This is a genomic window from Streptomyces gilvus, assembly GCF_022513565.1.
Classification (GTDB): domain Bacteria; phylum Actinomycetota; class Actinomycetes; order Streptomycetales; family Streptomycetaceae; genus Streptomyces; species Streptomyces gilvus.
Genome location: NZ_JAKWBE010000007.1, coordinates 185,167 through 197,889, shown reverse-complemented (window position 1 = coordinate 197,889; position 12,723 = coordinate 185,167). Strand labels below are relative to the sequence as shown.

Annotated in this window: 14 protein-coding genes; 7 read left to right on the top strand and 7 right to left on the bottom strand. The window is 70.1% G+C overall.

Going from position 1 to position 12,723, the window contains the following annotated elements; genetic code table 11:
- Positions 1-289: 289 nt before the first annotated feature.
- Positions 290-982 (bottom strand): cytidylyl-2-hydroxypropylphosphonate hydrolase, encoded by a 693-nt coding sequence (gene fomD / locus MKW14_RS13870; protein ID WP_240862663.1) that lies wholly within the window; start codon positions 980-982, stop codon positions 290-292.
- Positions 983-1,054: 72 nt separating this feature from the next.
- Positions 1,055-2,440, bottom strand: coding sequence for a class II fumarate hydratase (locus MKW14_RS13865; RefSeq protein WP_240862660.1), 1,386 nt, complete (start codon positions 2,438-2,440; stop codon positions 1,055-1,057).
- Positions 2,441-2,578: 138 nt separating this feature from the next.
- On the opposite strand from MKW14_RS13865, the gene MKW14_RS13860 reads away from it, so the two are divergent.
- Together MKW14_RS13860 and MKW14_RS13855 are read left to right on the top strand one after the other, a co-directional pair.
- Positions 2,579-3,088: a SigE family RNA polymerase sigma factor gene (locus MKW14_RS13860; protein ID WP_240862658.1), complete on the top strand. Its 510-nt coding sequence runs from the start codon at positions 2,579-2,581 to the stop codon at positions 3,086-3,088.
- Entirely contained in the window at positions 3,085-3,588 is a 504-nt protein-coding gene (locus MKW14_RS13855) for a hypothetical protein (RefSeq protein WP_240862656.1), read from the top strand. Before MKW14_RS13860 ends, MKW14_RS13855 begins: the two co-directional genes overlap by 4 nt.
- A 51-nt stretch (positions 3,589-3,639) precedes the next feature.
- Here the strand turns inward: MKW14_RS13855 and MKW14_RS13850 are convergent, their stop codons facing one another.
- Positions 3,640-5,307, bottom strand: coding sequence for a fumarate hydratase (locus tag MKW14_RS13850; RefSeq protein ID WP_240862654.1), 1,668 nt, complete (start codon positions 5,305-5,307; stop codon positions 3,640-3,642).
- Between the two features lie 144 nt (positions 5,308-5,451).
- Here MKW14_RS13850 and MKW14_RS13845 point away from each other — a divergent pair, with 144 nt between their 5' ends.
- Together MKW14_RS13845 and MKW14_RS13840 are read left to right on the top strand one after the other, a co-directional pair.
- Positions 5,452-6,144 carry a DUF1707 SHOCT-like domain-containing protein gene (locus MKW14_RS13845; RefSeq protein WP_240862652.1) on the top strand — a complete coding sequence of 231 codons (693 nt, stop codon included), beginning with the start codon at positions 5,452-5,454 and terminating at the stop codon, positions 6,142-6,144.
- Between the two features lie 113 nt (positions 6,145-6,257).
- The gene (locus tag MKW14_RS13840) at positions 6,258-6,635 is read left to right on the top strand and encodes a WhiB family transcriptional regulator (RefSeq protein ID WP_133044416.1); all 378 of its coding nucleotides are present in this window, start codon (positions 6,258-6,260) and stop codon (positions 6,633-6,635) included.
- A 202-nt stretch (positions 6,636-6,837) separates the two neighbouring features.
- Here MKW14_RS13840 and glpX read toward each other — a convergent pair whose 3' ends face one another.
- On the bottom strand, positions 6,838-7,872 hold the full coding sequence (gene glpX / locus MKW14_RS13835) for a class II fructose-bisphosphatase (protein ID WP_240862650.1): 1,035 nt from the start codon (positions 7,870-7,872) through the stop codon (positions 6,838-6,840).
- Between the two features lie 127 nt (positions 7,873-7,999).
- On the opposite strand from glpX, the gene MKW14_RS13830 reads away from it, so the two are divergent.
- Positions 8,000-8,521 (top strand): DUF4245 domain-containing protein, encoded by a 522-nt coding sequence (locus MKW14_RS13830; RefSeq protein WP_240862649.1) that lies wholly within the window; start codon positions 8,000-8,002, stop codon positions 8,519-8,521.
- 72 nt (positions 8,522-8,593) lie between these two features.
- Here the strand turns inward: MKW14_RS13830 and MKW14_RS13825 are convergent, their stop codons facing one another.
- The 3 genes from MKW14_RS13825 to xseA form a co-directional block, all read right to left on the bottom strand.
- Positions 8,594-9,184 carry a malonic semialdehyde reductase gene (locus MKW14_RS13825; RefSeq protein ID WP_240862647.1) on the bottom strand — a complete coding sequence of 197 codons (591 nt, stop codon included), beginning with the start codon at positions 9,182-9,184 and terminating at the stop codon, positions 8,594-8,596.
- 178 nt (positions 9,185-9,362) lie between these two features.
- Positions 9,363-9,596 carry an exodeoxyribonuclease VII small subunit gene (locus MKW14_RS13820; protein WP_240862645.1) on the bottom strand — a complete coding sequence of 78 codons (234 nt, stop codon included), beginning with the start codon at positions 9,594-9,596 and terminating at the stop codon, positions 9,363-9,365.
- Between the two features lie 9 nt (positions 9,597-9,605).
- Positions 9,606-10,814: an exodeoxyribonuclease VII large subunit gene (gene xseA / locus MKW14_RS13815; protein WP_240862644.1), complete on the bottom strand. Its 1,209-nt coding sequence runs from the start codon at positions 10,812-10,814 to the stop codon at positions 9,606-9,608.
- Positions 10,815-10,900: 86 nt separating this feature from the next.
- On the opposite strand from xseA, the gene MKW14_RS13810 reads away from it, so the two are divergent.
- Complete coding sequence (locus MKW14_RS13810) at positions 10,901-11,911, top strand: 4-hydroxy-3-methylbut-2-enyl diphosphate reductase (protein ID WP_240862642.1); 1,011 nt, start codon at positions 10,901-10,903, stop codon at positions 11,909-11,911.
- A gap of 29 nt (positions 11,912-11,940) precedes the next feature.
- Positions 11,941-12,687, top strand: a complete 747-nt coding sequence (gene ppgK, locus MKW14_RS13805) for a polyphosphate--glucose phosphotransferase (protein ID WP_240862640.1) — start codon at positions 11,941-11,943, stop codon at positions 12,685-12,687.
- Positions 12,688-12,723 lie beyond the last annotated feature (36 nt).

The following is a 12,723-nucleotide window of genomic DNA, read 5'->3' as shown; positions in this document are numbered from 1 at the left end:
CGAATCCGTCCGTCCGGGGCTGCGCGGCGTACGCGCGGTTGGTCCCGCCGAAATCCCGATACCCGGAATACATGCACCCGGAACGGAATTCCCGCGTGGTCAGGGGATGTTCCTGTGCCACCGGCGAACCGTTCACGGCCCGTTCCGGTGGTGCCCTCGTACCCCTCGCTCACGTCCTGCCGCCCCTCGGTGACGATCGGTCAAGCCCGGCGCATGCTCCGGTCGTTGCTGCTGCTTACCCTTGTGGAGGACGATCCTACGGTTGTGGACCGGGGGCGCATCAAGGGTCTCATGTGGACACGTGCGCGGGCGTACGGTCCCAGTCCTCCGGCAACGAAGGTACAGCCCAGGACGGATCCGGGCGCCAGTGCTGCCAGCCGTCGCTGTACGGCGGGCCCCAGGCGCGGATCACCTCCACCGCGGACAGCCCCGCCCGCCGCACCTGTTCGGCCACGTGAACGTCCATCAGCCCGTCCTGCCGGGCCTGCGCGAACTCGTCCTCGTCGCGCCAGGCCCAACTGCGGTCCGGGTACACGCAGATGTCCAGGAAGTGGTCCTCGGAGTCGACTCCGCCGGACCAACGCTCCAGCGGCGACTCGAGGTTGACGTACCAGTTCTTGAACTGCCAGCCCGGCTCCCAGAACAGCCACACCGACCAGGGCTCGCCGGGCCGGGCCAGCTTCAGCACACCCGTGCCGAACCAGCGGTCGAGCTGGACGGTCCGGGGCTTGGTGTACCGCGAGCGCAGCGGCTCCTGGTGGACCGGTGTGCCGTCGGCGAGCACCGGTCGCACGCACTGTGTGCCGGGCGCCAGCCACACGGCGAGCAGCTCGGCGTCGTCCCGGACGACGGTGACGGGACGCGCGATGTGGACGCGGTCTCCGGCGTTCTCCCGGTACCGCCACAGGACCTGTGTCCCGGGAGCCCAGAAGCCCGTCGACCCGCCCGCCACGTCCGCGCTCACCGCTCCACCGTCCGTCATGCACAGATATTAGGTGCCGCAGGCATACGACGCTGCGGCGCGCGTCACGGTTCTCGCCACGGCGCCGAACGGTTACGGGCGCGTCATCCGCAGGACATCCAGTGCCTCGTCGAGCTGCCGCTCGGTCAGGTCGCCGCGCTCCACGTACCCGCTCTCCAGCACCACCTGACGGATCGTCTTCCGCTCCGCCAGCGCCTTCTTGGCGACCTTCGCGGCCTCCTCGTACCCGATGTACTTGTTCAGCGGCGTCACCACGGACGGCGAGGACTCGGCGTACTCGCGGGCCCGCTCCCGGTTCGCGGTGATGCCGTCCACGGTGCGGTCGGCGAGCAGCCGGGAGACGTTGGCCAGCAGCCGGACCGACTCCAGGATGTTCTTCGCGATCACCGGCAGCATGACGTTCAGCTCGAAGTTGCCGGCCGCTCCCGCGGTGGCGACGGTGGCGTCGTTGCCGATGACCTGCGCGGCGACCATGAGCACCGCCTCCGGGATCACCGGGTTGACCTTGCCAGGCATGATCGAGGAACCGGGCTGGAGGTCGGGCAGCGCGATCTCGGCGAGCCCGGTGCGCGGTCCGGACGACATCCAGCGCAGATCGTTGGCGATCTTCGTCAGCCCCACCGTGATCGTCCTGAGCTGCCCGCTGGTCTCGACGATGCCGTCCCGCGCGCCCTGCGCCTCGAAGTGGTCGCGGGCCTCGGTCAGCGGCAGCCCCGTGACCCGGGCGACCTCCTCGATGACGGCCGCGGAGAACCCGGGCGGGGTGTTGATGCCGGTGCCGACGGCGGTGCCGCCCAGCGGCAGCTCGGCGAGCCGGGGGAGCGAGGCGCGCAGCCGCTCGACGCCGTAGCGGATCTGGGCCGCGTACCCGCCGAACTCCTGACCGAGCGTCACGGGCGTGGCGTCCATCAGATGCGTCCGCCCCGACTTCACGACGTCCGCGAACTCCTGCGACTTGCGCTCCAGCGAGCCGGCCAGGTGCTCCAGGGCCGGGATCAGGTCCCGGGTGACGGCGGCGGTCGCGGCGATGTGGATGGAGGACGGGAAGACGTCGTTGGACGACTGCGAGGCGTTGACGTGGTCGTTGGGGTGGACGTCCCGGCCCAGCCGCTCGCTCGCCAGTGTGGCGACGACCTCGTTGGTGTTCATGTTGGACGAGGTGCCCGACCCCGTCTGGAAGACGTCGATCGGGAACTGCTCGTCCCAGTCGCCCCGGGCGACCTCCGCGGCCGCCTCCTGGATCGCCTCGGCGATGTCCTTGTCGAGCACTCCGAGCCGCGCGTTCACCTTCGCGGCGGCGCCCTTGATCCGGGCGAGCGCCTCGATGTGCGCGCGCTCGATGTGCTGGCCGGAGATGGGGAAGTTCTCGACGGCGCGCTGGGTCTGGGCCCGCCACTTGGCCTCGGCGGGGACGCGTACCTCGCCCATGGAGTCGTGCTCGATCCGGTATTCGCTCATGTCCCGTACAGCGATCGGAGAGGCGGGGATGTTCCGGCCCCTGGGCCACCCGGGTGCTGTGACCCACGTCTCACCGCGGCCGTGCAGCAGACCGCGGGGCGGGCGCGTCGAGGACGGGTGACAGGAAGGGAGGAGCGTGTGGAGACTGACTTCGACGCATTCGTCGCCGCCCGGTCGGCCGCGCTGTTCCGGGGTGCCCTGGTGCTCACGGGCAACCGTGACGCGGCCGAGGACCTGGTCCAGGAGACCCTGGAGCGGGCCTGCCGCAAGTGGCGCGCGATCTCGGCCAAGGACGCCCCCGACGCCTATGTGCGGCGGATCATGGTGAACCTGGCCAACGACCGCTGGCGCAGGTTCCGCAGGACCGTGCCGGACAGCGGCGACCGCGTGGCGCCGGGGGACGAGTACGGACAGGTCGACAGCAGGGACCAGTTGGTGCGCGCGCTGCAGCAACTGCCCATGCGGATGCGGACGGTCGTGGTGCTGCGGTACTTCCACGACCTCTCCGACACCGAGATAGCGGCCGACCTGGACATCTCCCCGAGCACGGTGCGCTCGCAGCTGGCCCGGGGGATCGAGAAGCTGAGAAGCCAGTTCCCCGCACTCTCCCGCCCTTCACCACGGCAGCCCCAGGGAGGAATCCGATGACGTCGCACGAGGCGCGGCCCTCCGGCTGCGCACCCTTCGAAGAGGAACTGGTGAACGCCATGAACCGTTACGCGAACTCCGCCGACGCGCCCGACTTCGACGCGCCCGGCATCGTCCGCCGCACCCGGCGCAGGCGGGCCGTCGGCATCGCCGCGGTCGCCACCGCGCTGATCGTGGCGGGCGGGGGCACGGCCCTGGCCTCCATGTCGGACGGCACGGGGCACCGGGCGCGGCCCGCGGCGAGCAGCGCCCCCGTCAAGCATGACCAGGCCACCATGCTGCTCCAGTTCGACGACGGCGGGACGCTCCCGATCGATTTCTGGGGCTGGTCCCTGAAGGACGCCAAGGCCTATCTGGCGAAGACGCAGACGAAGCTGGGCACGGTCTCCGAGCGACCGGTCACGGGCTGCAAGCCGGGCACCGTGGTGGCCCTCAACCCGCACACCCCGAAGGTGACCGAGGCCGGCGACACGGTCAGCTTCGTCCTCTGCGCCAAGTGACAGAAGACGCCCGCCCCTGCCGCAATCAGGGGCGGGCGTCCGCTCGTACGGCTACGCCAGCCCCGGCCCCCGCACCGGGATCGACGTGAACGTCGGCTGCGGCGCCGGGTCCTGGAAGAAGTCGCTGCCCTTGTCGTCCACCACGATGAACGCCGGGAAGTCCTCGACCTCGATCTTCCAGACCGCCTCCATGCCGAGTTCCTCGTACTCGACGACCTCGACCTTCTTGATGCAGTCCTGGGCGAGGCGGGCGGCCGGGCCGCCGATGGAGCCGAGGTAGAAGCCGCCGTGGCTGTTGCAGGCGTCCGTGACCTGCTTGCTGCGGTTGCCCTTGGCGAGCATCACCTTGGAGCCGCCCGCGGCCTGGAACTGCTCGACGTAGGAGTCCATGCGGCCGGCGGTCGTCGGGCCGAAGGAACCGGAGGCGTAACCCTCCGGGGTCTTCGCCGGACCCGCGTAGTACACCGGGTGGTCCTTCAGGTACTGCGGCATCTCCTCGCCCGCGTCGAGGCGTTCCTTGATCTTGGCGTGCGCGATGTCACGGGCCACGACCAGCGGGCCGGTGAGCGAGAGCCGGGTCTTCACGGGGTACTTGGTCAGTTCGGCGAGGATCGACTCCATCGGCTGGTTGAGGTCGATCTTGACGACGTCCGAGGACTCGTCGAGGTGCTCGTCGGTCGTCTCCGGCAGGAAGCGCGCCGGGTCCGTCTCCAGCTGCTCCAGGAAGACGCCCTCGGGCGTGATCTTGGCGAGCGCCTGGCGGTCGGCGGAGCAGGAGACGGCGATGGCGACCGGGCAGGAGGCGCCGTGCCGCGGCAGCCGCACCACGCGCACGTCGTGGCAGAAGTACTTGCCGCCGAACTGCGCGCCGATGCCGATCTTCTGCGTCAGCTCGAAGACCTTCTGCTCCAGCTCCTTGTCCCGGAAGCCGTGCCCCAGCTCGGAGCCCTCGGCCGGGATCTCGTCCAGGTAGTGCGCGGAGGCGTACTTGGCGGTCTTCAGCGCGTACTCGGCGGACGTACCGCCGACGACGATCGCCAGGTGGTACGGCGGACAGGCGGCCGTGCCCAGCGAACGGATCTTCTCCTCCAGGAACCTCATCATGGAGGCCTCGTTCAGGACGGCCTTGGTCTCCTGGTAGAGGAAGGACTTGTTGGCGGAGCCGCCGCCCTTCGCCATGAACAGGAACTTGTAGGCGCCGCCGTCGGTCGCGTACAGCTCGATCTGGGCCGGGAGGTTGGAGCCGGTGTTCTTCTCGTCCCACATGGTCAGCGGGGCCATCTGCGAGTACCGCAGGTTCAGCCGCGTGTAGGCGTCGTAGACGCCCCGGCTCAGGGCCTCCTCGTCGCCGCCCCGGGTGAGCACGTTCTGCCCGCGCTTGCCCATCACGATCGCCGTGCCGGTGTCCTGGCACATCGGCAGCACGCCCGCGGCCGCGATGTTGGCGTTCTTCAGCAGGTCCAGCGCGACGAACTTGTCATTGGCGGACGCCTCGGGGTCGTCGATGATGCGGCGGAGCTGGGCAAGGTGGGCGGGCCGCAGGTAGTGCTGGATGTCGTGGATGGCCTCCTCGGCGAGCTTGCGCAGCGCCTCCGGCTCCACCTTGAGGAACGTCCGCCCGTCGGCCTCGAAGGTGGAGACACCCTCGGAGGTCACCAGCCGGTAGGGGGTGGTGTCCTCTCCCATGGGGAGCAGATCGGTGTATGCGAACTCAGCCATCGCGGGGCATTCCTCACTCGACAGACGACGACCCGCCGACGTTGGCGGGCCTCACCAGCCTAGAACCTGTCCAAGGCCGGAAGCCTGTGAGGTAAGGCTCAGTGAGGGGTGTCGCGATCTATCGTGTTTGGGTACGCTGCTGCCGTGGACCTTCAGAAGCACACCGAACCCGCCCCCGCGGCGCCGGAGCTGCGTGCCTCGGACGCCGACCGGGACCGTATCGCCGACATCCTGCGCGAGGCCCTTGCCGAGGGCCGTCTGACCGCCGACGAGCACGCCGAGCGGGTGGAGGGCGTGCTCGCCGCCAAGACGGTCGGCGAGCTGGAGGTCTTCATCCGGGACCTGCCGGCCGCCCACCGCCACCGCGCGGCCCCCGCCTTCGCCGCGGCCCCGAGCCGCCCCACGCTGGGCGCGATCCCGGTGGACCCCGACGACAACGTGGTGGCGGTCTTCAGCAGCGCCATGCGCAAGGGCCGCTGGCGGGCCGGCCGCCGGATCCACGCGTACGCGATCTTCGGCAGTGTGGAGATAGACCTCAGCGAGGCCCTCTTCGAGTACCAGCAGGTGGTCATCAAGGCGGTCTCGGTCTTCGGCAACGTCGAGGTCCGCGTCCCGGAGAACGTGTCGCTGCGCGGCACCGGCGGCGGTGTGCTCGGCAACTTCGAGGTGGCGCCGCTGGACTCGTCCGACCCCGACGCCCCCGTCGTCTACGTCGACGGCTGGGCCGTGCTGGGCAACGTGGAGGCGCGGCCCAAGCGGGGCAAGCTCGTCGCCGACATCCTCGATCGCGTTCAGCACAAGGTGGACCGGAGTTTGCGCAAACACCTGGGCCATTGACACCTGTGAATCGTGGATCCCAGCGGTTCGGAACTCAGTGCATAGGCGCGCGCACAGCGGGTAGGGCTTGCTGCATCGTCTCTCGCTCGCGAAGCCGTCGTCAGGAGTAGACCGTGCTGCAACCGCCGCATACGTCCCTGCAGGTAGCTGCCGTACCGGCCCAGCGGGGGCCAGTGCGGGACAGGGACCAAGACGCTCCATGGCACACCGAGGCGGTGTGCCGGCGCGACGAGGCCGGCCTGTTCTTCGCCCCTTCCAAGGAACCAACCGCCGCCCGACTCTCCCGCGAGGAGGCGGCCAAGCGGGTCTGTGCCCGCTGCCCGGTCATGGTCGAGTGCCGTGAACACGCCCTGCTGCAGCCCGAGCCCTACGGCGTCTGGGGCGGCCTGACCGCCGCGGAACGCCGCGTGGTCCTGGCCCGCCGCCGGCGCCGCGAGATGGAGCTGAAGAAGGCGGCGCGGGCCCAGGGCCGTATAGCGCAGGCGGGCTGAGCGGACCCGGTGAAGCCCGCTGCGGTTCGCCGGCGTCCCGTAGGGGTGCCGGGGAACCGCGTGACCCGCCGCGACGGCGCCGCGGACGACCGATGGCGCATCGCGGCACGTCCAGCGGAGCGCTCAGCGGCGAGACGCGTGCAAGCCGGGCGCCCCCTCCGCACCAGGGGGCGCCCACCTGTTGACGCGCCGGCCGTCGCCGCTACTTGGCCCGGTCGAAGTCGATCGCGCTGTAGGCCCGCAGTTTGCTCAGCCGGTGGTCGGAGGCGATCCGCCGGACCGTGCCCGACTTCGAGCGCATCACGATCGAGTCGGTCGTCGCGGTCTCCGAGCGGTACCGCACACCGCGCAGCAGCTCGCCGTCGGTGATGCCGGTGGCGACGAAGAACACGTTCTCCCCGGACACCAGGTCGTCGGTCGTCAGCACCCGGTCCAGATCGTGCCCGGCGTCGATCGCCCGCTGCCGCTCCGCGTCGTCCTTGGGCCACAGCTTGCCCTGGATGGTCCCGCCCAGGCACTTCACCGCGCAGGCGGAGATGATCCCCTCCGGCGTGCCGCCGATGCCGAGCAGCATGTCGACGCCGGTGCCCTCGCGCAGCGCGTAGATCGACCCGGCGACGTCACCGTCGGAGATCAGCTTGATCCGCGCGCCCGCCTCCCGGATCTCCTTGATGATCCCCTCGTGCCGCGGCCGGTCCAGGATCACCACCGTCACGTCCTCCGGGGTCGACCGCTTGGCCTTGGCGACCCGCCGGATGTTCACGGACACCGGCGCGTCGATGTCGACGAAGTCCGCCGCCTCGGGCCCGGTGACCAGCTTGTCCATGTAGAACACGGCCGACGGGTCGAACATCGACCCCCGGTCGGCGGCCGCCAGCACGGCGATCGCGTTCGGCATGCCCTTGGCCGTCAGGGTGGTGCCGTCGATCGGGTCGACGGCGATGTCGCACTCCGGTCCCGTGCCGTCACCGACACGTTCCCCGTTGAAGAGCATCGGCGCCTCGTCCTTCTCGCCCTCGCCGATGACCACGATGCCGTTCATCGACACCGTGTGGACGAGGGTCCGCATGGCGCGCACCGCGGCGCCGTCGGCGCCGTTCTTGTCGCCCCGCCCGACCCAGCGGCCGGCGGCCATCGCGGCGGCTTCGGTCACCCGGACGAGTTCCAGGGCGAGGTTGCGGTCGGGGGCTTCGCTGGGGACTTCGAGCTCGGACGGCAGGTGATGATGCTCGGTCATCGAGGCGCACCTTTCTGATACGACGACGGCCGGATGAGGGTTCGACCCTCGACTCTATCGTCAGTCCGACAAAATGAGCAGGGGACCCCACGGATGAGCGGACCGGGCACCTGCGACGATAGGGGGCGTGGCAGGTTCGAACGGCAAGCAGAAAACGGTCCGGGACATGATCCTCTCCCTGGGCCTGATCGGGATCGCGGCGGCGCTCATCTACGTGTTCATCCCGCACGACGACTCCGCTCCCGACATCCCCCGGGTGGACTACCGCGTCGAGCTCCTCACGGCGCGCCGTTCCGCGGCCTACCCGGTGGCGGCCCCCGTGGACCTGCCGGCCACCTGGAAGGCGACCTCGGTCCGCTTCGACGGCGCGAACTTCGACGCCTGGCACCTGGGCTTCCACGCCCCCGACGGTCAGTACGTGCAGATCGAGCAGTCCACTCAGAAGCCGTCGGAGTTCATCGACCAGGCCACCCAGGGCGCGACGGCCACCAAGAACACCCAGCAGATCGACGGCCGGACCTGGACCCACTACACCGGCGGCCGCTACGACGCCCTGGTGCTGCCCGCCAAGGGCTCGACCACCGTGGTCGCCGGCACCGGTTCCTTCCAGCAGCTGACCGAGATGGCGCAGGCGCTGAGGACGTCGTAGCCGGCATCCGGGCACGAGAAGAGGCCCCCGGCGGCATCGCTCGCCGGGGGCCTCTCTCCGCGGGGAACCCGCTCAGATCGTGGTGACGACCTGCTCGTACTCCAGGCGGGGGGAGCGCGGGAACCAGGCGTCCTCGCCCGGCTTGCCGATGTTGACGACCATCAGCGGGGTGTGGTCGTCGTCCAGGAACTCCTTGCGGATGCCGTCGAGGTCGGCGCCGGTCATCGGGCCGGCGGCGAGACCGGCCGCGCGCACGCCGATGATGAAGTAGGCGGCCTGCAGGGCGGCGTTCAGGCCGGCGTTCTTCTCGCGGGCCTCGCGGCTGCCCGCGAACATGTCCTTGGCCTGCGGGAAGTGCGGGAAGAGGTGCGGCAGCTCCTCGTGGAACTCGTTGTCCGCGGAGAGGATCGCGACCAGCGGGGCGGCGGCGGTCTTCTTCTGGTTGCCCTCGGCCAGGTGCTTCACCAGACGCTCACGGGCCTCGGCGGAGCGGACCAGCGTCACGCGCAGCGGCGACTGGTTCATCGAGGTCGGGCCGTACTTGACCAGGTCGTAGATCGCCTGGACCTGCTCGTCCGTCACCGGCTCGTCGGTGAAGGTGTTCGCGGTGCGGGCCTCGCGGAACAGCAGGTCCTGGGCGGCGGGGTCGAGAACGAGAGACATGGGAGATCTTTCCTCGGGGTGGCGTCGGACTGCTTACCGGACCGTGGTCCGGATGGCTGACATCAGGAAGGTACGACAGGTAAGTTCAAGCTTCAACCAATCTCGGGGCGTGGTGACCCGCTTCACACGAACCCGCCCCGGTGCGGCTACTCGCCGTCTCGTCGCCGCCCGGGTGCGGCTACTCGCCGTCCTCGTCCCCGGCCTCTTCCTCCTCCGCCAGCGCCGCGTCCAGCCGGGCCCGCGCCCCGTCCAGCCAGCGCCGGCAGACCTTCGCCAGCTCCTCGCCCCGCTCCCACAGCGCCAGGGACTCCTCCAACGTCGTACCGCCGGCCTCCAGCCGCCGTACGACCTCGATCAGCTCGTCCCGGGCCTGCTCGTACCCGAGCGCCTCTTCCGCCACCTTGCTGGTCATCCGCCCACCCTAGACATCGACTCGTACGGAGAACTCACCCTCGGACACCCGCGCCCGCAACGGCTCCTCGGCCGCCACCTCGGCCGGGTCCCGCACCACGTGCCCGTCGGCCTTCTGCAGCACGGCGTAACCGCGCTTGAGCGTGGCGGCGGGGGAGAGGGCCACCACGCGCGCGTGCGTGTGCGTCAGCTCGGAGTCGGCGCGGTCGAGGAGATGTCCGAGGGTCCGCCGGGACCGCTCGACCAGCGAGGCCACGTGGTCGGCCCGCTCGTCGATCATCCGGTGCGGATCCTCTATCGAGGGCCGTGCGAGCGCGTGCGCGAGCCCCCGCTCCTCCCGCTCGACGAAAACCTCCACGCACCGCCTGGCCCGGTCCCGCAGCTGCCGTACCCGCTCGTACTCCTCCCCGACGTCCGGTACGACCTTCTTGGCCGCGTCGGTCGGCGTGGAGGCCCGCAGGTCGGCTACGTGGTCGAGGAGCGGGTTGTCCGGCTCGTGGCCGATGGCCGACACCACCGGCGTACGGCACGCGGCGACCGCGCGCACCAGCTGCTCGTCGGAGAAGGGCAGCAGATCCTCCACGCTGCCCCCGCCGCGCGCGACGACGATCACGTCCACCTCGCCCAGCTCGTCGAGCTCCTTCACGGCCTGCACGACCTGCGGGACGGCGTGCACGCCCTGGACGGCGACGTTGCGCACCTCGAAGCGGACGGCGGGCCAGCGATGCCGGGCGTTCTCCAGCACATCCCGCTCGGCCGCGGAGGCCCGTCCGCACACCAGCCCGATCAGCTGCGGCAGGAACGGCAACGGCTTCTTCCGCTCCGCCGCGAACAGGCCCTCGGCGGCCAGCGTCTTCTTCAACTGCTCCAGCCGCGCGAGCAGTTCACCGACCCCGACGGGCCTTATCTCGGCGGCGCGCAGCGAGAGCTGGCCGCGCGGCGCGTACCACTCGGGCTTCGCGTACACGACGACGCGGGCGCCCTCGCTCACGATGTCGGCCACCGCGTCGAACGTCTGCCGATAGCAGGTGACCCCGATCGAGATGTCGTACGAGGGGTCGCGCAGCGTCAGGAACACCACCCCGGCGCCGGGCCGCCGCGACAACTGGGTGATCTGCCCCTCGACCCAGACGGCCCCCAGCCGGTCGATCCACCCGCCGATGAGCCGCGACACCTCACCGACGGGCAGGGGAGTCTCCGCGGACGTGTTGAGAGCCATGCCGCGAGGGTAACGGCCGCCACCGACACCGCAGACCGGCTGCGCCCGCCGGACATGATCTTCGGCCTCCCGGGCGCGGCCTTACGATGGTTCACATGACCGCTTCGCCTGGCCGCCGTGTCCTGCTCGCCGCCCCCCGGGGCTACTGCGCGGGTGTGGACCGCGCCGTGATCGCCGTCGAGAAGGCCCTGGAGCAGTACGGGGCCCCGATCTATGTCCGGCACGAGATCGTGCACAACAAGTACGTCGTGCAGACCCTGGAGAAGAAGGGCGCGATCTTCGTCGAGCGCACGGAGGAGGTCCCCGAGGGGAACATCGTGATGTTCTCCGCGCACGGCGTGGCCCCCGTCGTCCACGAGGAGGCCGAGCGCGGCAGGCTGGCCACCATCGACGCGACCTGCCCGCTGGTCACCAAGGTCCACAAGGAAGCCGTCCGCTTCGCCAAGGAGGACTACGACATCCTCCTGATCGGGCACGAGGGCCACGAAGAGGTCATCGGCACCTCCGGCGAAGCCCCCGACCACATCACGCTCGTCGACGGCCCCGGCGACGTCGCCAAGGTCGAGGTCCGCGACCCGTCCAAGGTCGTGTGGCTCTCCCAGACCACGCTCTCCGTCGACGAGACCATGGAGACCGTCGACGCCCTCAAGGAGAAGTTCCCGCAGCTGATCTCCCCGCCCAGCGACGACATCTGCTACGCCACGCAGAACCGTCAGCTCGCGGTGAAGCAGATGGGCGCCGAGGCGGACCTGGTCATCGTGGTCGGCTCCCGCAACTCCTCCAACTCCAAGCGGCTCGTCGAGGTCGCCAAGCTGGCCGGCGCCCGCGAGGCCTACCTGGTGGACTTCGCCGACGAGATCGACGAGTCCTGGCTGGAGGGCGTGAGCACGGTCGGGGTGACCTCCGGCGCCTCCGTCCCGGAGGTCCTGGTCGAGCAGGTCCTCCAGTGGCTGTCGGAGCGCGGCTTCGAGGACGTGGAGATCGTCAAGGCGGCCGAGGAGTCCATCACCTTCTCGCTGCCCAAGGAACTCCGCCGTGACCTCCGCGAGGAGGCGGCGGCACTGATCGCCGAGCGCACCGGAACCTCGGCCGAGTGACCGCCAGTCGTCCGTCGTAACGTAGGGCCATGCAGATCTTCGGCGTTGACATCGGCGGATCCGGGATCAAGGGCGCCCCTGTTGATCTCGACAGGGGCGACCTGGCCCAGGAGCGGTTCAAGGTGCTCACCCCCAACCCTTCGACACCCGACAGCGTGGCCGACGGGGTCAAGCTGGTCGTCGACCAGTTCGGGTGGACCGGCCCGGTCGGCCTGACCTTCCCGGGTGTGGTCACGGACGGCTCCCACATCCGTACGGCCGCGAACGTCGACAAGAGCTGGGTCGACACGGACGCGCGCGCGTTGTTCAGCGAGCGTCTTGGCGGCATGCCGGTGACGGTGGTCAACGACGCGGACGCGGCGGGCGTCGCCGAGATGCACTTCGGCGCCGGCAAGGACCGCAAGGGCGTGGTCATGCTGCTGACCTTCGGCACCGGCATCGGCAGCGCCATCTTCGTCGACGGCGTCCTCGTCCCCAACAGCGAGCTCGGCCACCTCGAACTGCACGGCCACGACGCGGAGAAGCGCGCCTCCAGCAAGGCCAAGGACGACGAGGAACTCTCCTGGGAACACTGGGCGCACCGCGTCCAGAAGTACCTCGCCCACGTCGAGATGCTCTTCTCGCCCGACCTGTTCATCATCGGCGGCGGCGTCAGCCGCAAGGCACACAAGTTCCTGCCCTACATCGAGGGCATCGCGGCGGCGATCGTCCCGGCCCAGCTGCAGAACAACGCCGGCATCGTGGGCGCGGCGATGCACGCGGCGACGGACGGTTAGCGGAAGGACGGTCGGTTAGCGGAACGACGGACGGTT